The sequence below is a fragment of the Cytobacillus firmus genome (assembly GCF_023657595.1).
Taxonomy (GTDB): domain Bacteria; phylum Bacillota; class Bacilli; order Bacillales; family Cytobacillaceae; genus Cytobacillus; species Cytobacillus firmus_B.
Window position 1 is genome coordinate 1,397,351 of record NZ_CP098323.1, and the last position, 20,055, is coordinate 1,417,405.

The following is a 20,055-nucleotide window of genomic DNA, read 5'->3' on the forward strand; positions in this document are numbered from 1 at the left end:
TTCTAAAAAAGCACATGAAAAAGCCGCCCGGTAAATCGGGCGGCAGTCAGGAAGCTTAAGCCATAAACGAAGTGGTAACCTTCTTTATGTAATTTAGGGTTTCTCTAAAAGGCGGTATACCCCCGTATTTATCCACATTTCCAGGTCCGGCATTATAGGCTGCCAGTGCCAGTTCTACATTATCCCCATATCTGTCCATCATTTGCCGTAAATATTTGACTCCTGCAAAAATATTTTCTGCAGGGTCGAAGATATTTCTAACACCAAGCCCCCTGGCTGTTTCCGGCATTAGCTGCATCAAGCCGGAAGCACCTGCATGACTGACGGCATTCGGATTAAAGTTTGACTCCTGCTTAATGACTGACTTAATCAGATTAACAGGTACATTAAACATATCTGATGCTTTTTGAATCAGATCATCAAAATCACTTTTTGAAGATTCGGCTAACTTGGTTAGCTTAACAGGCGGTAGAGCAGCAGCTGCAGGAGAATCGGTTTGTAAAGCGCTAATATAAGGCTTTAAAGACGCAACTGCTCCAAGTCCGCCGGTAGTTTGATGTGATGAACCATTGTTTTCCGAAACCAGCCCTGCCAGCAGCTCTTGAAACAGAGGGTTAGAAGCATTTGTTTGTTTAGAGTTATTTAATCCTTGCAGTGCCTGCAGCTCCATCAATAGTTTTAGCTGATCTATGTTCATTGTATTGCTCCTTGGCAAAAGGCCAGTTTCTATTAGGCCTTTTGCTGTCTGTATTTTTCGTTATAAAACCTCTTAATTTTATTTTCGGTCTTCCTGACAGGAATGTTAAGCTGCTGAAGTAAATTAAGAAAAACCATTTGGCCATCCTTCCGATCATCTACTTCAAATTCTATCTCAAAATCTTCCTTATCTAAATAGCGGCTGTGATCAAGAACAGCCAATCCTTTATTGTATTCCTTTTCTGCACGTTTTGTTGTGAGAGTGCCAAAGTATCGAAGGTTATCTGTCTTTATGCCAAGCTCTTCTAAGGACTTTTTTATCTGTTCCCTTGGGATTTTCCCGGTCTGAATCATCTCTGCTGCTTCGGACTCAGAAAGATCTTCATTCGTCTCCAGCAGCCCTTCAGGGTGGGGCTGTTTAAGAGTCAATTCAAACGAGCCGTACTTATGCCTGATCCTTAAGGCACTTCCTTTTTCCTTCAATAAAAAATCAGGTGTATCGAAATAATGATTCTCCTGTTCAGAAAAATCTTCACTTCTTAAATTTAAAAAATTCATTAAAGCGGTAAATTCATCTGTGGTGATCATGTTTTTAAATTCGATTTCAATATTTTTATTAGACAAGCCTGTACACCTCAGCTATAAGTAATTATCTGTATTATCTCCTTATTAAGCATGGACTTCAATCCTTTGAAGATCTTTTTAGGCTTGTGATAAATTCATTCAGGGGAGTTTGCTTCCTGCTGCTGTAAAAATTGCAGCAGGGGTTTTACTGTCCATAAAATCTGCGATAGAATAGGTAATGACAATGGAGGTAGAAAAATGAAACAGAAACTTACAATTGTAAATGCAGAATGGATAGGAAATGAATTAATCTTGGGAATAGAGTCTGGGACCGTTTCAGGTTTAACCGCTATGCAGCAAATATTAGCTGATTCCGACAATCTTTCATTTATTTATATAGCAGAGAAAAACGATGACTATACATATATTTCCCTTCCGGAAACAGTCTGGCCGGAATTAAAAAAGGCACTTGATGGCCACATGAGGGTTTATGCTTCTGACATTAATCAAGCTCGCCTTGAGCTTGCAGGATTTCATGAGGAATTAGGAGACTTAATCGAAAATATCCGAGGGAACAGCAATTACGGAAATGAAATGGTAGAAAAAGTAGAGAATGTATTCCAGCTGAATGTTTAAGCGGCTTAATACTTGGATATAGAGATAGGCTATGTATTTGAACAGAGATCAATTTTGCTGATTTACAGGTGCAGTACGGTTGCCGTCTTTTTTATTTCGGATATTTGGTGGTGTTGCAGGTGAAGCATTGGGACTTATTTTTGGCGCCATATAAGCAGGCGGTTGAAGAGTTGAAAATAAAGCTAAAAGGCATGAGAAGCCAATTTGAAATGGATTCTTCCCATTCTCCGATTGAATTTGTTACCGGAAGGGTAAAGCCAATTGCCAGCATTTTAGATAAGGCAAATCAAAAAGGCATTCCACTCGACAGATTGGAATCAGAAATGCAGGATATTGCCGGTGTAAGAATGATGTGCCAATTTGTTGATGATATTAAGAGAGTGGTTGAACTATTAAGACAAAGAAATGACTTTGAAATAGTTGAAGAAAGAGATTATATATCTCATAAAAAAGCAAGCGGTTACCGTTCTTACCACGTCGTGATCCGTTATCCAGTTCAGACGATCAAGGGAGAAAAGAAAATACTTGCGGAGATTCAGATCAGAACTCTTGCCATGAATTTCTGGGCCACGGTTGAACATTCCCTGAACTACAAATATAAGGGCCAATTTCCTGAGGATATTCAGATGAGGCTTCAGCGGGCGGCAGAGGCTGCTTTCAGGCTTGATGAAGAAATGTCACTCATTCGCGGTGAAATCCAGGATGCCCAGGCATTCTTTACAAGAAAAAAAGAAAAACAGCAAAAGGGAGAAAACTAACAGTATAAAAGAGGAGCTTGGATAAGATGAAATTTGCCATTACCTCAAAAGGAGATTCAAAATCGAATACACTCATGCACAAAATGAGAACCTATTTATTGGACTTCGAGCTTACATATGATGAAGAAGAGCCTGATATAGTCATATCGGTAGGCGGGGATGGCACTTTACTCTATGCCTTTCACCGATACAGCAGCCGCCTGGACAAGACCGCCTTTGTTGGTATACACACAGGCCATCTTGGCTTTTATGCAGACTGGGTTCCGGAGGAAATCGAAAAGCTTGTCATTGCAATTGCCAAAACCCCGTATCAGGTAATTGAATATCCGCTCCTTGAAGTGATTATCCGCTACCAGCATGGCGGGAAAGAAACCCGTTATCTTGCATTAAATGAATCTACGGTCAAGGCTGTAGAAGGTACCTTAGTTATGGATGTGGAAATACGAGGCCAGCATTTTGAACGGTTCCGCGGAGATGGCCTGTGTGTTTCTACACCATCAGGAAGCACAGCATATAATAAGGCGCTTGGAGGGGCAATTCTGCACCCTTCTTTGCCTGCCATCCAGCTTGCTGAAATGGCTTCCATTAATAATAAGGTATTCCGTACAGTGGGCTCGCCGCTCGTACTGCCGGCCCACCATACATGCATGCTGAAGCCGGTGAATGAACCGGATTTCCAAATTACTATTGATCATTTGACCCTTCTTCATAAAGATGTAAAGTCAATTCAATTCAGAGTGGCAGATGAAAAGATCCGTTTTGCGAGGTTCAGGCCATTTCCATTCTGGAAAAGGGTCCACGATTCTTTTGTTGCTGATTGAAGAAAGGTCACCATCTGACAGAACAGGAGCCTGCAGCTCATGGCACGTTTTGAATTACAATGGAAAATTACTGCCCGGGAGGCGGGCTTATTAATCAGGGAGTTTTTAAAAGACAATCATATTTCCAAAACTGCACTGACAGATATAAAATTTGACGGCGGCTTTATTCAGGTGAATGGTCAGGAAGTAAATGTCCGTTATTTGTTAAGAGAAGGTGATGTTCTTCAGGTTGGATTCCCTGAAGAAGTTCCAAGTGAAGGCATGAAGGGGGAAGACTTGCCCCTGAATATTCTTTATGAAGATGATTATCTTCTTGTAGTAAACAAGCCCGCAGGTGTGAATTCCATTCCTTCTAGAGAACATCCTACCGGAAGTCTGGCTAATCGGCTGATTGGATATTATCAGCGAATCGGCTTAAAGTCTGCTGCCCATATTGTGACACGACTGGATAGAGATACATCTGGCCTGGTTCTGATTGCTAAACACAGGCATGTACATCATTTGTTCAGTGAACAGCAGCGCTCACGAAAAATCCATCGCATGTATCAAGCCTTTGCTGAAGGCTCAATCTGCCCGGATGCAGGAACAATAGAACAGCCGATTGCGCGAAAGAAAGACAGTATAATTGAGCGGGAAGTCAGTGAGGAAGGCCAATATGCATGTACACATTATCAGGTCATCGGCCGGCATAAAGAATTTACACACGTAAAACTGAAACTTGAAACTGGCAGAACTCATCAGATAAGAGTTCATTTGGCATGGCTTGGTTTTCCTCTTGCAGGTGACGAATTATACGGGGGCACAAGGCGGTTCATCAGGCGGCAGGCGCTGCACTGCTGCAGCCTTTCCTTCGAACATCCATTCCTGCACAAACCCCTTATATTTGATCAACCGCTTCCGGAAGACATGAATTGTCTTTTGTCGCAGTCTAACGGGCAGTAAGACCCCACTTCAAACTCAGCGAAATCAATGGAGGATAAGTGGGGTCAAACTGCCCGTAAAGGCCCGATTGGTTCAACTAACAATCAGTGGGGGATAAAGCCCCCTCACTGATTGAAGTTTCACTTTATCGCAGTCTAACGGGCAGTAAGACCCCCACTTCAAACTCAGCGGAATCAATGGAGGATAAGTGGGGTCAAACTGCCCGTAAAGGCCCGATTGGTTCAACTAACAATCAGTGGGGGATAAAGCCCCCTCACTGATTGAAGTTTCACTTTATCGCAGTCTAACGGGCAGTAAGACCCCCACTTCAAACTCAGCGGAATCAATGGAGGATAAGTGGGGTCAAACTGCCCGTAAAGGCCCGATTGGTTCAACTAACAATCAGTGGGGGATAAAGCCCCCTCACTGATTGAAGTTTCACTTTATCGCAGTCTAACGGGCAGTAAGACCCCCACTTCAAGACTCAGAGGAATCAAAGGAGGATAAGTGGGAGTCAAACTGCCCAATCTAGCTGCGGCTCCTAGGGGCTCGAGGTCATAGGCCAATCAGCTGATGGGAAGTAAATCACTTCCCACCATCTGCTCGTCTTATGCTTGTCACCCCTGGGCAAGTCGCCTCGCTTTATAATGTAAAGGCCCGAAAGAAGGACAAAGACTAATAACGCCACATCCTCCCAAAAGCTGACGCTTTCGGTCGTGCGATGTATCGCTGCCGTAGCTTTCCTTGTCCTGTGGCAACGTCTTTGTGACCCACATCCTCCCAAAAGCTGTCGCCTTTGGTCGTGCGATGCTCATGCTGACGAAGCCTTCCTTGTCCTGTGGGCCTCAACTAACAATCAGTGGGGGATAAAGAGCTCCCCACTGATAGAAGTTTCACTTTAAAAAAGCCGGCATTTGCCGGCTTTTTTGGTTACATCTTCCTGAATTTCTCTTCAACATAAGGCATGCGGGATTGGACAGATAGCAATTGCATTTCCGGATATCTAAGCGCGGTTAACTTATTGCCAAAAACAGCGCCTGTATCAATATTATAGGTGTTATTAATTCTCCTCACTTCCTTTAAGGGAGTATGGCCATAGACGATTACAGCTTCGCCCTTATACTCTCTTGCCCAATCACGTCTTACAGGTGTGCCGTCCGGATTTTTTTCTCCTGTAATATCACCATACAGAACAAAAGTTTTTACTTTTGAAGAATGCTTCCCAATATAGCTTTCCTTAATTCCAGCATGTGCGATAACCAGTTTGTTATTATCGATTACATGATATAGAGGTGCGTTTTCATATAACTCCATAAATTTATGTCTTACCTCATCCTGTGCTTTGGGAGACAGCTGCTCATATTCAGCGACTGTTGTTTCAAGTCCATGTGTAATTTGCACTTTATTCCCTAAAAAGAAGCGGTAGAGTTTATTGCAATGGTTGCCCGGGACATAGTATCCCAAGTTGTTTGCTGCAAGGTTATATACTGCTTCAATGACTGCAAGTGAATCTGGGCCTCTGTCAGTTAAGTCTCCCACAAAGGCCAGTTTTCTGTCGCTTGGATGTACAGGAAATCCCTTTTCCCAGATATAGTCCAGTTTAAAAGTCAGCTCCTTAAATTCAGCAAAGCAGCCGTGAATATCACCAATAATATCTAGTCTCATTTTTTAGGCTCCTTTAAAGTTCTACTGTTATCATATCAATTTTCATAATATTTATCATAACGCATTATTTTTCCGCAGCAGATAAAGCTTTAACGATTTTAAGTTTAAAGAATGGGAAAATTAAATTTATCGCAGTCTAACGGGCAGGGTAAGACCCCCACTTCAAAGAACCAGAGGAACCAATGGAGGATAAGTGGGGGTCAAACTGCCCAAACTAGCTGCAGCTCCTAGGGGCTAAGTCAATTAGCTGATGGGGAGAAAGGCACTTCCCGCCATCTGCCCGTCTTATGCTTGTCACCCCTGGGCAAGTCGCCTCGCTTTATAATGTAAAGGCCCGAAATAAGGACAAAGACTAAGAACGACACGTCCTCCCAAAAGCTGTCGCATTTGGTCGTGCGATGCTCATGCTGACGAAGCCTTCCTTGTCCTGTGGCCCTTAACTAATAATCAGCGGGGAGAAAATCACTCCCCACTGATTGAAGTTTCACTTTATGGATTGCTCAGAGACGACAAAAAAACAAAGATTTGCTAGTATAGTTAAGTACATTTTCCTGTTAGCCAACAGGGTATGGATGCTTTATGAGAGGAGGTTAATTTTGTATGGAAGATCATGCAGAGGAAAGATCAGGATCTCAAATCAATGCCAGTCTTTTAATCCAATCTTTACAAAATGAAGAAATTGATATCTTTAGAAATGAATTTCTTGATATGCACCCATATGATCAGGCTTCATTTTTTAAAGATCTGGATGAGGACATCCGTGCAAAAATTTATCTTTATCTATCTCCAGAAGAAATGGCGGCTCTTTTTGAAAACCTGGAGATTGAGGAAGAAGATTATAAAGACGTTCTTGCCGAGATGAATCCCCACTATGCAGCAGATATGCTTTCAGAAATGTATGCCGATGATGCGGTTGATGTTTTAAATGAACTTGATAAAGACCAGGTTGTCAGCTATTTAACAATTATGGATGATGAATCGGCAAAAGAAATTAAGGATTTGCTTCATTACGAAGAATATACAGCAGGAAGTATTATGACAACTGAATTTGTCTCTCTGTCAGCCAATCAGACGGTTCGTTCTGCTATGTATATCTTAAAGAATGAAGCGCCAAGGGCTGAAACCATTTATTATGTGTACGTTGTAAATGACGAAAAGAAGCTTATTGGCGTCATTTCATTAAGGGATTTAATAGTAAGTGACGATGACACGATGATTTCAGAAATCACCAATGACAGAGTAGTTTCCGTATCTGTGGGTGAAGATCAGGAAGAAGTCGCAAGAAAAATTAAGGACTATAACTTCCTGGCTGTTCCGGTTGTCGATTTTCAAAATCACTTGCTGGGTATTATTACAGTTGATGATGTTATGGATGTCATGGAAGAAGAAGCATCTGATGATTACTCCAAATTAGCTGCTGTATCAGATATGGATCATATTGACCGGAATCCAGTTTCTGCTGCGCGTAAACGGCTTCCATGGCTTATCATCCTGCTGTTTTTGGGTATGTTAACTGCAAGCCTTATCGGAAGGTTTGAGAACACATTGGATAAGGTGGCCATACTGGCTGTTTTCATTCCTCTTATTGCAGGGATGGCCGGAAATACCGGGACTCAGGCATTGGCCGTTGCTGTCCGGGGAATTGCTACTGGAGACCTTGAGAAAGAAAACAAATGGAAATTGGTGATAAGGGAAGCAGGGACCGGCTTAATAAATGGAGGTATTTGCGGTATTCTTGTTACTTTCATTGTTTATTTCTGGAAAGGAAATTTCTTTCTGGGTGTTTTAGTTGGCGTCTCAATATTGTTTACATTGATCGTTGCCACCCTTGCAGGTGCACTGATCCCTTTACTGATGCACAGGATGAAAATTGACCCGGCAGTGGCGTCAGGTCCATTTATTACAACCATTAATGATCTGATCAGTATTTTAATTTATTTTGGAATGGCGACATTATTTATGAGTTATTTAACAGGTTAAGGGGGTTATATTATGGAACATGGCGCATCAGTAGCATCGCTTGTCATTGTTATTCTTGCCGCTTTTATAACGCCGATTATACTGCATCGGCTGAAGGTTAATTTTATTCCGGTAGTGGTGGCCGAGATTCTTATTGGTTTAATTATCGGAAAAAGCGGCTTTGATATTGTCCATGAGGATATGTGGCTTGAAACTCTTTCGACACTTGGATTTATTTTTTTAATGTTCCTGAGCGGACTTGAGATTGACTTTACAGCTTTTTCTTCTTCAAAGAAGAGAGAAAAGCTGCCCAGCGGAAAACTTGAGCCAAATTCATTTGCAGTGTCTTCAATTGTTTTTATAGGAATATTTTTTGTTTCATTAGGACTGTCTTATGTATTTGTTTGGGCAGGATTCATTGATAATGCTTTTTTAATGACTTTAATAATATCCACCATCTCTCTGGGAGTTGTAGTTCCTACTCTTAAGGAAGCACACTTAATGAAAACAGGCATTGGCCAAATTATTCTTTTAATCGCAGTTATTGCAGATTTGGCTACAATGATTTTACTGGCTGTATTTGTATCTCTAAATGATAAAGGCGGAGGAAATACATGGCTGCTTCTAATCTTATTTGGAGTAGGCGTATTGCTGTATTTCCTCGGCAGAAGGTTTAAGAACCTTAATTTTCTTGAAGCGATGTCGACAGGAACAGTTCAGATTGGAACAAGAGCAGTATTTGCACTAATTATTTTTCTTGTGGCATTATCAGAAACAGTCGGGGCAGAAAATATTTTAGGTGCATTCCTTGCTGGGGTTCTTGTATCACTGCTGGCGCCAAATCAGGAAATGATCCATAAGCTGGATTCTTTTGGATACGGGTTCCTTATACCGATATTCTTTGTAATGGTAGGGGTAGAGCTCGACGTATGGACTTTGTTTGGAGACCCCAAGATGCTTATGCTTATACCATTGCTGCTGATTGCTCTGCTGCTGTCAAAGCTTATACCGATTTATATTTTAAAAAGATGGTATGATATCAAAACGGTTATCGCCTCAGGTTTCTTGTTAACGTCAACTCTTTCCCTTGTAATTGCTGCAGCAACAATAGGTGAAAGAATGGATGTTATAACTGCAGAAATGAGCGGCACATTAATTTTAGTTGCTGTCATAACAAGTATATTCACACCTGTTGTCTTTAAAAAGCTATTTCCTCAGGAAGCTGCTGAGGAGAAGAAGCTCAAAGTATCCTTTATTGGTGCAAACCAAATGACTATGCCGATCTATAATGAGCTTAAGTCATCCCTTTACGAGCCGGCTTTATATCATAAGAAGCAGGAAAAGGCGGAAAAGCAGATAGCGGACTCTTTGTTCGACATCATTGAAGTTGATGAGTTTGATATTGGAAATTTCGAAGGAACAGAGGCTTTTGAGTCTGATATTGTTGTAATCTCCACAGGGGATGAAGAGACAAATGCTACATTATCCATTGCTTTTAAAGATAAGGGAGTGGACCGTGTCATTTGCCGGATGGAAAGCCCTGATATGGAAGAAACGCTTCGGGAGCATGACATTGAATTGTTTTCAACTATTCTTTCCTCTAAGGCGCTGCTTCGTGCATTAATCGAGTCACCAAGCGTGGTGAACATATTAACGAACCAGGAGACTGCTTTATATGAAATCCGATTGAAGAATGAGCAGTTTGAAGGCATGATGCTTCGGAGATTCCCGTTTACGGGGGATGTAATATTCGTCCGGATATTTAGAGGAAAGGATTCCATTGTTCCTCACGGAGATACTGAACTGCATATCAATGATCGCTTGATTGTTACAGGATCTAAGGAATACGTTGATGAATTAAAACGTGAACTTGAATTTTGTGAATGGTGTTAGAATCTGATTGCCTTTTTTCTTGCCGAATAAAATCCTCCAGAAACAACAGGATTTTTTTCGGCTTTTCTTTTGCGCAGAATTGATGTACAATTAGCACTAGGTACTAATAACATGTGATAATAAATTCAGGAGGATTTATAATGACTCTTTCTTTAAATGGAAAAACATTCGTCGTAATGGGTGTAGCTAATAAAAGAAGCATTGCATGGGGAATTGCCAAATCCCTTCATGATGCTGGTGCCCGTTTAATCTTTACATATGCGGGAGAAAGACTGGAGAAAAGTGTTCGTGAATTGGCTGATTCATTGGAGGATGCCCAATCATTAGTGCTTCCATGTGATGTAACAAGTGATGAAGACATCGCAAAATGTTTCAGCACAATTAAGGAGGAAGCGGGTGTAATTCATGGGATAGCCCATTGCATCGCCTTTGCCCATAAGGAAGAACTTCAGGGCGAATACATGAACACAACAAGAGACGGGTTCCTGCTGGCTCACAATATCAGTTCTTATTCGCTGACTGCTGTTGCAAAGGAAGCAAGGGGATTAATGGCAGAAGGCGGAAGCATTGTGACTCTCACATACCTTGGCGGTGAAAAGGTTGTGAAGAATTATAATGTTATGGGTGTGGCAAAAGCATCCCTTGATGCAAGCGTCAAATATTTGGCTAACGACCTTGGAAAGGATGGAATCCGAGTTAATTCCATTTCAGCCGGTCCAATCAGGACTCTTTCTGCTAAAGGAATAAGCGAATTTAATTCGATTCTTAAAGAAATTGAAGAAAAAGCTCCGCTCCGCAAAACCACAACTCCTGAAGAAGTAGGAGATACTGCTCTATTCTTATTCAGCAGTCTGTCGAGAGGAATAACGGGTGAAAATATTCACGTAGACTCCGGTTATCATATCATTTAATAGAATTTGTCCGCTCCAATGTGAGCGGGCTTTTTTTATTTCCTCAGAAACGAAAGCCCATTTTCTGCATACATATAATACGACGAACCATAACGATTGCGGAGGTGGGCATAGTGACTGAGAAAAGAGAAAAGGAGCCGCTATTCTATATACAGCAGCCTAATTTTCAAATTCCTGAAAACAGGATGCAAACAATCTATTCGAGCAGGAAAGCAGAGCAGGAACGAAAACAAAAGGAAAACCTGCTTGATTTCGCTGTCCCTAAAGAGGTACAAAAGGTGCCGGAAGAAAAAGTCGAAAAGACTGCTGGGCAAATGGAGGTGCAGGAAGCAATTGAAGAGTTTGAATCCGGGAGAGAAGAGAAAAAAGGTGCATCCTTTGCTTTTACGACAGAAAAAAGAAAACCATCTTTCAATCGAGTAAAGAGTTTTAAGGAAATGGACACACTTGAGCGTCTGGATTATTTAATTGATTTCCCAAAACAGCTTCCGCCCATACCATGCACATTTGAAACAGGGGAAAAGGCAATAAGGGGATTTCTTGTTTCAAAAAATGAAGAATGGATTGAGGTAAAGTTATTTGATGAACGTATTGAGAAAATAAATCTGCAATCTTTAAATGCAATCAAAATGATCGGCCTAAGAAGGTAACCTGAAATCGGGGAGGCCGGCCAAAAAATAGCCAGCCGAATGGTTCGGCTGGCCTCTATGATTAGTCTTCGCAAATATCCAGGTCAACATCGGCAATACATTGAACAGCGCAGAAGCATGTTAAGTCAACAGTTACGCAGTCATTTGTACTGCGGAAGTAGTCAACTTCGCAAACCTTTTTCAAGTCGATGCAGCAGTCATCAACAAGGTTTACTGTTTTGTCCGGGCCAGGTTTTCTGTTAATTGGCTCTAGAACGCGAAGCACTGCACAGCAGTTATCAAATACTTCTTCTACTCTAAAGAAGATTGATACACAAGCACAGTCATTTCCTGTAAAGAATGCATGGAATGGTGACCCATCTGCTGTTTTTAGTGTGAATACGCGTGTATCCGGGCGCTTATGCCGCTTTCTGTTTGAAGGTGAAATCGCTCCAAGCGGCTCCAGGAAACAGTTTGAAGGGCATTCGCACACATCTTCTGCGTTATCTTGAATATCTTTTATAGCACGAACTACTTCACATACACAGCTTTTGCCTTTGAAGTCGTCTTTTTTTCCACAACCCATTTTTGTTTTCCTCCTTGTTTGTTTCTTGTGGTCTACACTACTAACATATTGCCGAAGTGCCCTATGGGTTACGGACAAACGCCTTGTTTTTTCAAAAAATAGGCTATTATTTTACATTTGAGGTGAAAAAAGTGGACATAACACCTATGGAGCTGCTGATTTTGGCTCTTGCAAGCTTCAGGCTGACCAGACTGATTGTATTTGATAAAATTACTGTTTTTTTGCGAAAGCCTTTTCTGGAAGAAGTGGAAGAAACAGATGAGAACGGGGAAATGGAAGTTTATTGGATTGTGAAAGAAGGAAGGGTGCGTGGATTCTTCGGGGAGCTTCTAAGCTGTTATTGGTGTACTGGCGTGTGGAGTGCCTTATTTTTATATGCTTCCTATTATTTCTATGCATCCTTTGCAGCTCCGGTGCTGCTCATTTTAGCGGTTGCCGGACTGGCTGCCATTATAGAAACTCTTATGCAAAAGCTGATTGATTAGCTTTTTTATATTTATTTGGGTATTTGATTTACACAAGCTCCTGAGGCTCTGCATAAATTAATTAGAGGAAAATTATTGTAAATGGAGGGCCTCATCAATGTTAAATAAGGACAAAGATCAGCAAACGGAAAAATCTCAGCCGGTCATTAAGAAAAAGAAAAAGAAAAAGAAAAAGGGATGCGGCTGTGGAAAAAAACAATAAAAAATAGGAGCCGGTGTTTCCGGCTATTTTTTTTGGTTTTTTCCTGGTAAAAATAGGCTGGATATTAATGTTCATAAATCCAAAACATTTCGAGGACAATATACTTAAAGATTCTACATAGGAAGGGACTATTATGAAAAAGAAACTTTTATTGTTTATTGCATTTTCACTTATCTTATTATCAGGCTGCAGCGGAGACGGAAAGGTGACGGAAAGCGACCTTGCGCTCCTCAAAACGACCCATCCCCCTGCTGTATTAATTGATAAAAATACAAAGGAAAATTTGGATTTAGTTGAAAACATTGAGCATGATGTTGAAAAAATGAAAGAACTTTATGATGTTGCTGTTGTCAAAAGCAATGGGGATACACTTGTTGCTTATAAAGTGAAGCACTTGCAGCGATTCCACATGAAAAAAATTGAAAAGGAAATGACAAAAATGCTTGAGGAGAAATACCCTGATGAGAACTTCATTGTTTCAAGCGATTATAAAATCTTTATTGAGGCAGTAGAACTCCAGGAAAAAATGAAAGATCCCGATTTTACAGACAAAAAGGCTAAAAAGAAACTTGATAAAATCATTAAGCTTAAAAATGAAATGACATAGGAAGGGAGAAGGGGCATGAGTAAAAAAGCAAATAAAACACCTGAACAGCAGCAATATGAGCAGCTTGAGCAAAAACATGAGCTGAAGCGCCCGATCTTGAAAAATTGTATTCGTGCTTTCTGGGTAGGAGGGCTTATCTGTGTTGTCGGACAGGCAATCACTTATTTTTATATCTACTTTTTTAACTTCACGGAACAGACAGCTGGAAATCCAACAGTTGCTACCATGATTTTTATCTCCATGCTGCTGACAGGTTTTGGCGTTTATGACCGATTGGGCCAGTTTGGCGGAGCAGGCAGCGCAGTTCCTGTAACTGGTTTTGGAAATGCTGTGATTTCAGCGGCTATTGAGCATCGTACGGAAGGTTTTGTACTGGGAGTAGGCGGGAACATGTTCAAGCTTGCTGGGTCGGTTATTCTATTTGGAGTGTTTTCGGCTTTTGTAGTGGCCCTGATTAAAACGTTATTAATTATGTGGGGGGTTATTTAATGCTAAAGGGAAAACAATCTTGGGTCTTTCAAAACCGCCCGGTAATTACAGCTGCTGGTGTATCCGGCGGGCCATTTGAGGCAAACGGCAACCTGTCAGAGGATTTTGATGTTCTTCATGATGATTTATGGATGGGTGAAGACTCTTATGAAAAAGCACACCGAATCCTTTTGGAAGAGGCGGGACAGACGGCCTTAAATAAGGCAAATATCCAAAAGGAGGATGTCCAGTTTTATATTGCAGGGGATTTAATTAATCAGATCACACCTTCAAGTTTAAGTGCAAGAACGATTCAAATCCCGTATTTCGGGATTTTCGGAGCTTGTTCAACTTCAATGGAAGGACTTGCGCTGGCGTCCTTTATTGTTAATTACCAAGGTGCTGATTACGTTTTGACAGGTGCTTCCAGTCATAATGCCGCTGTTGAAAAACAATTCAGATACCCGACAGAATATGGAGGCCAAAAGCCCCCAACAGCCCAATGGACAGTAACTGGTGCAGGTGCGGCTCTGATTTCAGCGAAAGGAGTTGGTTCAAATATGCCGGTTACCACTTCTGCCACAATCGGCAAAGTTATCGATATGGGACTGACAGACCCTTTTAATATGGGAGGAGCCATGGCGCCTGCAGCAGCAGATACCATTACTGCACACTTTAAAGACATGCAGCTGGATCCATCGCATTACGATTTGATCGTCACAGGGGACCTTGGGAGAATTGGCCAGGAAACAGCTTATGAACTGCTCACAAATAATGGATTGAAGATAGACAGAGAGAAATTTAAGGATTGCGGTTTAATGATTTATAAAGATGATCAGCCAGTCCAAGCTGGAGGAAGCGGTGCAGGGTGCTCGGCTGCTGTCCTTTATGGACATCTATTGAATCAAATGAAACAGGGGACTTATAGGAGAATTCTTGTCGTCGCTACGGGTGCACTATTATCCCCATTGACATTCCAGCAGAATGAGAGCATCCCTTGTATTGCTCATGCTGTTTCTATCGAAATGACTTAAAGGAGGAATTTGTATGCTGCCTATGTTTTTCTGGGCTTTTGTAATTGGAGGCCTGTTTTGCGTATTTGGCCAGCTAATGTTTGATGTTTTTAAGCTGACACCTGGCCATACATTAAGTCTTTTGGTTGTTATAGGAGCTGTTCTTGATGGAGTTGGACTCTATGAACCACTTGCAGACTTTGCGGGAGCCGGCGCGACGATCCCGATAACCAGCTTTGGCAATTCCCTTGTCCATGGAGCCCTTCAGGAAGCTGATCAGCATGGGCTTGTCGGTGTATTGACGGGAATGTTCGAAGTGACCAGCTCCGGTATTTCAGCAGCCATTATCTTCGGTTTTATTGGTGCACTAATTTTTAAGCCGAAAGGCTAAATCATATTAGGAAAAAACACAGGAATGTTGTTTTAGGTTATATAAAACAAGCCCCTTATTCCAATCTGAATGAATAAACCAAGCCTGTCTTGGGAGCTTGCCCATACATCCTGCTTAATTATCACATATTGTGTAGGGAGAAATCCAAGTGAGGTGAGAGGCATGGGCTATGGCTATGGAGGCTGCGGATATGGCGGGGGCTATGGAAATACGTTTGTTTTAATCGTCGTCCTATTCATTTTACTCATTATCGTCGGAGCAAGTTTCTACAACTAGATTATAAAGAGCTGACTCAGAACCAGCAGCAGGTTTTGTGTCGGCTTTTTTGCATATAATGTACATAAAGTGAAACTTCAATCAATGTGGGTCTTACTGCCCGTAAGACTGCGATAAATATATAATACATTTCACGTTTTCCGCCCACCTTCATAAGATATAAAAGAGTAAATGAAGGAGCGTGATTGAGCAGCATGGATAACAACTTTTTTAAAAACCTTGAAAAGAAAACAGGCGTAAATATGAAGGATGTATTTGAACTGGCCGGCTCTTTGCAGAGTGCAAATTTTAAAGATGAGAAAACAGTGCGAAATGTAATCAAAAGGGTTTCGCAGATTGCAAACAAACCCGTCTCTAAGGATATGGAAGATAAGATTGTTAAATCGATCGTTGCTGATGGTAAGCAGCTTGACTTTAATACCATTTCCCAGATGATGAATAAAAAATAACAGAAGGGCCTGGCCGGGTTAGCAGCCAGGTCTTCTGTTTATTTTTCGTCTTTGTTTCTGCCGCTTCTTGTGATGGGGGCAAGGAACCTTGATGGATATGCCTTCCGTCCACGCCTTTTTTCCGGAACAGATATATACAAATCCTTCCTGGCCCTTGTTACAGCAACATACATTAATCTTCTTTCTTCCTCTAAAGGGGCAGACTCACCTGAACGGTAAGCTTCCAAAGCATGGTCATGCGGAAGGTTTCCTTCAACTGCACCGGCCACATATACCACATTATATTCAAGCCCTTTTGCACGGTGGATAGTGCTTAATGTAACGGCATTATCATTATTTCTGCTTAGGCGCTTGATTTCTTTGTTCATGGCTTTCATATGTTCAGTATGCTCCAGAAACTCTTGAAGAGACTGGAAATTACGTGCAGCGACCTTCAAATCTTTTATATCATCAGAGCCTTTATCCATTTTATTGCCTTCATTGCCTCGTTTTTTTATAAAGTCCTGAAATCCCAATTCTTTTTCAACCGTTTCAATTGCGGTGGTTGGAGTAAGCCCTGAGATTGATCTTGTAACAGGGATCACTTTTTTCAATTTGCTTTCCTGAAAAGCAAAGCCTGTTTTTATAAACTTCAGGCTCTCCAGCAATGAGCAATCCTGTAAGATGCTTTCTGCCTTAATATCCTGAAGGACGGATTGTTTAATAAACAATGAAGGCAGCATATCCTTTAAAGCATTTTGGTCATCCTCATTTACCGATAGCTTTAGAAAAGCAAGCATGCTTCGAACAATAAATCGATCATAAAATGATTCGGCATCTTGATCCAATTTAAAAGGAAGGCTGGAATTAGCCAGCCGCTCAAAAATGGCTCTGCTCCCGGTATGGGTACGGAATAATACTGCAAAATCCCCCGGTTCATATCCTTCTTCAATTTTTTCCCGGATATCAGTCAGGATCATCGTAGCTTCTTCTTCCTCATCATAAGGAAAAAAGAGGAAGGGGTGCTGTCCACCGGAAAATTGAGCACTCATGCTTTTGGGGCGTCTAAATTTATTCAGAGAAATAATTTTGTTAGCAGCTGATACAATCTCATGAGCAGAGCGATAATTCTGATTCAATGTTATTACCTTGGCACCAGGGAAATCTTTCTCGAAATCCAAAAGATACTGGGGATCGCTTCCTCTGAAGGCATATATAGATTGATCATCGTCTCCCACGGCACAGACATTTTTAGTTCTATCAGACAGCATTTTCATTAGCTCATATTGAACATTATTAATATCCTGGAATTCATCAATCAGGAAATAATGAAAGCGGTTTTGATATTGTTCCAGAATCTCAGGTTCTTCCAGAAAAAGGGCATGGCAGCCTGTGAGCATATCATCGAAATCAAATAATTCTTTTTTTGTTTTAGTTTGTTCATACCTTTGATAAAGAATCGCAGTTTGTTCCTCCCAATCATTCTTTGGGTTAACCTTGCCAGGTACGATAAGAGAATTTTTCCAATAGCTGATTTGCTGGAGGGCAAGATCAAAGGCAAATTCCTTTTCATCGAGTTTTAAGTCTTTGCTGGATTCTTTAATAATCTGTTCCCGTTGCCATTCTTTATTAAGGAGCTTTCCTGAAGTCCATTTATTGGGATTGTGGAAGGAAAGTATCCGATAGAATAAACTGTGAAAAGTGCCTGAAACGATTTGCCTAACCTTTCGGGAATCCATTCCGGGGTATTGGATAAGACGCTCCTTCATTTCAGCAGCAGCCTTAGCTGTAAATGTAACAAGCATAATGGATTTAGGGTCGATATTTTTCTCGCGAAGCATAAAAGCAGTCCGTGTTGTTAAAACACGGGTTTTGCCGCTGCCTGCACCTGCCAGAACGAGCAGCGGGCCATCTAAATGAGACACAGCCGCTGCCTGCTGTTTATCCAAGAATACACCTGCCTGTAAAAGGGACTTTAGGTATTCATCAGGGAAACTGGGACTGGCAGTACCTTCTTTTCTATAGGGGGGGATATTTTTTACCGGCTGAGCTTTTTTAAAGGCTGATTCGGTTTCCTTTATTGCGACTGAAGCAATTGACCCCGAAACAGGAATTTTAAACCCATTTCTTTCTATATATTCTTCATTCTCAGTCTGGACTGGTTCGGGGTTAAGAATTATATCTCTGCACGTTCTGCTGTCTTGATGAATATGATAAAAATGAGGTTCATCAAGAATTCCCAAATACAAACGGACAGAAGCTCCGCATTCAGGGCAGAACAGCTTTCCTTTTTTGCCTTCTTCATAAATATGCTGAAAACTTTCTCTGTTCAATTGTTCCAGATTCACAGTCTTATTATGTAACTTTGCTGTTTTCATAAAAATACCCCATTATATATAAATTGCCGAGTTTAACAATATTATTTCTTTTTAACAACAAGACAAATTTAATCATAACAAACCGGTAGAGGATTCTAAAGTGCTTTTCTGTTTAAAATTTCATGGAAACGGGTACATAAAATTAAAAATAGTTACGTATTCTCTTAATAATCAGCTAAATACATAATCGAAAGGGGAGTCTTCATGGGCTATATTCTGCCTGTAGCTTCATATCAATATAATCAGTATGCAGAAAGAGAGATTGGCACAAAGTATGATCCTTTTCGGTTCGTGCCAGTTGCCAGGATATCAGCACAATCCAATGAAAAAGCTTTCCGCCACGAACTTCCCCTTGATTTTCAAAGAAGGTCAACTAAATCAATTACTAAGGAGCGGGAAAACACCCAAACACGCAACACAAGGAAAATAGCAGAAGAAACATATGGAGAGCTGACAGGAAAAGGGCGTTTTATTAGTGAATGCATATAAGAAAGAGCCATCAGGCAGAAAAAGGAGAGGCTTAGTACGTTTGCACGTGCAATGCCTCTCCTTTTTTCCATTCAGCATACAGAACATCTTTGACACCGCTCGCTCCCAATTTTTTTATTTCATTCTTTAGTATCTTTTCGTCCCAATTAATGCTCTTCAGATTATCCCAAACCACCTCTCCGTCTAAAATTAATGTTACAGGCAGTTCTGCATTATTTATTGGGAGATTTAAATCCTGAATGGTTGGTGCTGCGAAAAGCGGCTTTTTTAATGCGCTGACCGTTCCATCTGTTTCCAGAATGGCATATTCACATTCCCTGATTGAAAAAACATCTTTTGATCGGAGGAGGTGCTGAAGCTGATTGATATCAAGATGATTTTTCTTCAGTTCTTCGTAAATAATTTTCCCTTTTTTTATAACTATTGAGGGTTCACCTTCAAGAAGCTTGCGTGCCCGTTTATATTTCTGAGTAATGATTTCCGTCGCGTAAATTAAAGTTCCCCATACTGTAACAGCAAAGAAAATCTCGGGTATTCCAGTCTCCTGGTCGTATAAAGCATTGCCAACCAGCTCGCCTAGCACGATGGCTGAGATAAAATCAAAAGGAGTAATTTGTGTAATTTGTGTTTTTCCCAGGAGTTTTGCCATAATAAACAAGAAAATATATCCTACCACAAGTACACTTAAGATATGTAAATATTCCATTCAAACCACTCCTTAGAATGCTGTATCCCAAATAGTGTTTGCAGAAAGCCCGATAATTATTGCAAATAACTTTCAAAGCAGCTTCTAACGCGTTTTGTCTGGGATGAGGCATCAAAAAAGCTCCCGCCATCATGGCAGGAGCTTGTCCGTTATATCGTTTTCTTCATTGTACGGTGCGGGATTCCGGCATCCATAAATTCTTCAGAGATCACCTTATAGCCCAGTTTTTCATAAAAAGGTATGGCCTGAGTCTGGGCATTTAATTTTAAGGCAGACAATCCCTGTTTCAAAGCATGTTCCTCAATTTTATCCATTATTGCTTTTCCGGATCCGCTCTTGCGGTGTTCCTTCAATACGCAAATTCTTTCCACTTTGCCATTGCCGTCAACGGTACGAAACCTTCCGGCACCTGCAGGCATGCCATTATTATAAAGTACAAAATGGACTGCTTCGTCCTCGAACTGATCGATTTCCTCTTCTTCAGGAACATTTTGCTCGCTGACAAAAACGTGTTTCCTTACTGAGAAAGCATCTTGCAGTTCTTGCTCAGATGATACAACTTTTACTTCCATT

The 20,055-nt window shown here is 41.1% G+C and carries 23 protein-coding genes; 16 read left to right on the forward strand and 7 right to left on the reverse strand.

The features are described from left to right. Positions 1 to 55: 55 nt before the first annotated feature. Both NAF01_RS07305 and NAF01_RS07310 read right to left on the reverse strand, forming a co-directional pair. Positions 56 to 697, reverse strand: coding sequence for a lytic transglycosylase domain-containing protein (locus NAF01_RS07305; RefSeq protein WP_197214652.1), 642 nt, complete (start codon positions 695 to 697; stop codon positions 56 to 58). 32 nt (positions 698 to 729) lie between these two features. Next, positions 730 to 1,320, reverse strand: a complete 591-nt coding sequence (locus NAF01_RS07310) for a CYTH domain-containing protein (RefSeq protein ID WP_250802027.1) — start codon at positions 1,318 to 1,320, stop codon at positions 730 to 732. 198 nt (positions 1,321 to 1,518) lie between these two features. Here NAF01_RS07310 and NAF01_RS07315 point away from each other — a divergent pair, with 198 nt between their 5' ends. The 4 genes from NAF01_RS07315 to NAF01_RS07330 all read left to right on the forward strand — a co-directional run bounded on the left by NAF01_RS07315 (position 1,519) and on the right by NAF01_RS07330 (position 4,417). Then, positions 1,519 to 1,896, forward strand: coding sequence for a UPF0738 family protein (locus NAF01_RS07315; protein ID WP_048010944.1), 378 nt, complete (start codon positions 1,519 to 1,521; stop codon positions 1,894 to 1,896). A gap of 119 nt (positions 1,897 to 2,015) precedes the next feature. Then, entirely contained in the window at positions 2,016 to 2,654 is a 639-nt protein-coding gene (locus tag NAF01_RS07320) for a GTP diphosphokinase (protein ID WP_048010943.1), read from the forward strand. Positions 2,655 to 2,680: 26 nt separating this feature from the next. After that, positions 2,681 to 3,475 carry an NAD kinase gene (locus NAF01_RS07325; protein ID WP_009331194.1) on the forward strand — a complete coding sequence of 265 codons (795 nt, stop codon included), beginning with the start codon at positions 2,681 to 2,683 and terminating at the stop codon, positions 3,473 to 3,475. A gap of 39 nt (positions 3,476 to 3,514) precedes the next feature. After that, positions 3,515 to 4,417: an RluA family pseudouridine synthase gene (locus tag NAF01_RS07330; RefSeq protein WP_250802028.1), complete on the forward strand. Its 903-nt coding sequence runs from the start codon at positions 3,515 to 3,517 to the stop codon at positions 4,415 to 4,417. A 909-nt stretch (positions 4,418 to 5,326) separates the two neighbouring features. Here NAF01_RS07330 and prpE read toward each other — a convergent pair. Continuing rightward, positions 5,327 to 6,061, reverse strand: a complete 735-nt coding sequence (gene prpE / locus NAF01_RS07335; RefSeq protein WP_250802029.1) for a bis(5'-nucleosyl)-tetraphosphatase PrpE — start codon at positions 6,059 to 6,061, stop codon at positions 5,327 to 5,329. A gap of 600 nt (positions 6,062 to 6,661) precedes the next feature. Here prpE and mgtE point away from each other — a divergent pair. From mgtE to NAF01_RS07355, 4 genes are all read left to right on the forward strand, one after another. Further along, complete coding sequence (gene mgtE, locus NAF01_RS07340; protein WP_048008290.1) at positions 6,662 to 8,041, forward strand: magnesium transporter; 1,380 nt, start codon at positions 6,662 to 6,664, stop codon at positions 8,039 to 8,041. 12 nt (positions 8,042 to 8,053) lie between these two features. Continuing rightward, positions 8,054 to 9,913, forward strand: coding sequence for a monovalent cation:proton antiporter family protein (locus NAF01_RS07345; RefSeq protein WP_197214658.1), 1,860 nt, complete (start codon positions 8,054 to 8,056; stop codon positions 9,911 to 9,913). Between the two features lie 140 nt (positions 9,914 to 10,053). Beyond that, the gene (gene fabI, locus NAF01_RS07350) at positions 10,054 to 10,824 is read left to right on the forward strand and encodes an enoyl-ACP reductase FabI (RefSeq protein WP_048008288.1); all 771 of its coding nucleotides are present in this window, start codon (positions 10,054 to 10,056) and stop codon (positions 10,822 to 10,824) included. A 113-nt stretch (positions 10,825 to 10,937) separates the two neighbouring features. Then, positions 10,938 to 11,474: a CotO family spore coat protein gene (locus NAF01_RS07355; RefSeq protein ID WP_048008287.1), complete on the forward strand. Its 537-nt coding sequence runs from the start codon at positions 10,938 to 10,940 to the stop codon at positions 11,472 to 11,474. A gap of 61 nt (positions 11,475 to 11,535) precedes the next feature. Here NAF01_RS07355 and NAF01_RS07360 read toward each other — a convergent pair whose 3' ends face one another. Next, positions 11,536 to 12,039, reverse strand: coding sequence for a CotY/CotZ family spore coat protein (locus NAF01_RS07360; protein WP_048008286.1), 504 nt, complete (start codon positions 12,037 to 12,039; stop codon positions 11,536 to 11,538). Positions 12,040 to 12,170: 131 nt separating this feature from the next. Here NAF01_RS07360 and NAF01_RS07365 point away from each other — a divergent pair, with 131 nt between their 5' ends. The 7 genes from NAF01_RS07365 (at position 12,171) to NAF01_RS07395 (ending at position 15,930) form a co-directional block, all read left to right on the forward strand. After that, the gene (locus NAF01_RS07365) at positions 12,171 to 12,524 is read left to right on the forward strand and encodes a DUF1360 domain-containing protein (RefSeq protein ID WP_048008293.1); all 354 of its coding nucleotides are present in this window, start codon (positions 12,171 to 12,173) and stop codon (positions 12,522 to 12,524) included. Between the two features lie 335 nt (positions 12,525 to 12,859). Continuing rightward, positions 12,860 to 13,333: a YhcN/YlaJ family sporulation lipoprotein gene (locus NAF01_RS07370; RefSeq protein ID WP_226619943.1), complete on the forward strand. Its 474-nt coding sequence runs from the start codon at positions 12,860 to 12,862 to the stop codon at positions 13,331 to 13,333. A gap of 15 nt (positions 13,334 to 13,348) precedes the next feature. Beyond that, on the forward strand, positions 13,349 to 13,822 hold the full coding sequence (gene spoVAC, locus NAF01_RS07375; RefSeq protein ID WP_226619944.1) for a stage V sporulation protein AC: 474 nt from the start codon (positions 13,349 to 13,351) through the stop codon (positions 13,820 to 13,822). Continuing rightward, positions 13,822 to 14,835, forward strand: a complete 1,014-nt coding sequence (spoVAD, locus tag NAF01_RS07380) for a stage V sporulation protein AD (RefSeq protein WP_226619945.1) — start codon at positions 13,822 to 13,824, stop codon at positions 14,833 to 14,835. Before spoVAC ends, spoVAD begins: the two co-directional genes overlap by 1 nt. Before the next feature lie 13 nt (positions 14,836 to 14,848). After that, complete coding sequence (spoVAE, locus tag NAF01_RS07385) at positions 14,849 to 15,205, forward strand: stage V sporulation protein AE (RefSeq protein ID WP_206835378.1); 357 nt, start codon at positions 14,849 to 14,851, stop codon at positions 15,203 to 15,205. A 162-nt stretch (positions 15,206 to 15,367) separates the two neighbouring features. After that, positions 15,368 to 15,481, forward strand: a complete 114-nt coding sequence (locus NAF01_RS07390) for a YjcZ family sporulation protein (protein WP_019381501.1) — start codon at positions 15,368 to 15,370, stop codon at positions 15,479 to 15,481. A gap of 194 nt (positions 15,482 to 15,675) precedes the next feature. Then, the gene (locus tag NAF01_RS07395; RefSeq protein WP_076256981.1) at positions 15,676 to 15,930 is read left to right on the forward strand and encodes a sporulation-specific transcription regulator SpoVIF; all 255 of its coding nucleotides are present in this window, start codon (positions 15,676 to 15,678) and stop codon (positions 15,928 to 15,930) included. Positions 15,931 to 15,968: 38 nt separating this feature from the next. Here the strand turns inward: NAF01_RS07395 and NAF01_RS07400 are convergent, their stop codons facing one another. Then, entirely contained in the window at positions 15,969 to 18,287 is a 2,319-nt protein-coding gene (locus NAF01_RS07400; protein ID WP_250802030.1) for a UvrD-helicase domain-containing protein, read from the reverse strand. A 204-nt stretch (positions 18,288 to 18,491) separates the two neighbouring features. Here NAF01_RS07400 and NAF01_RS07405 point away from each other — a divergent pair, with 204 nt between their 5' ends. Next, on the forward strand, positions 18,492 to 18,776 hold the full coding sequence (locus NAF01_RS07405) for a hypothetical protein (RefSeq protein ID WP_222497346.1): 285 nt from the start codon (positions 18,492 to 18,494) through the stop codon (positions 18,774 to 18,776). A 31-nt stretch (positions 18,777 to 18,807) separates the two neighbouring features. On the opposite strand, the gene NAF01_RS07410 is transcribed toward NAF01_RS07405, so the two are convergent. Continuing rightward, positions 18,808 to 19,482 (reverse strand): DUF421 domain-containing protein, encoded by a 675-nt coding sequence (locus NAF01_RS07410; protein WP_048009076.1) that lies wholly within the window; start codon positions 19,480 to 19,482, stop codon positions 18,808 to 18,810. 149 nt (positions 19,483 to 19,631) lie between these two features. Further along, positions 19,632 to 20,054, reverse strand: coding sequence for a GNAT family N-acetyltransferase (locus tag NAF01_RS07415; protein ID WP_197207630.1), 423 nt, complete (start codon positions 20,052 to 20,054; stop codon positions 19,632 to 19,634). Position 20,055 lies beyond the last annotated feature (1 nt).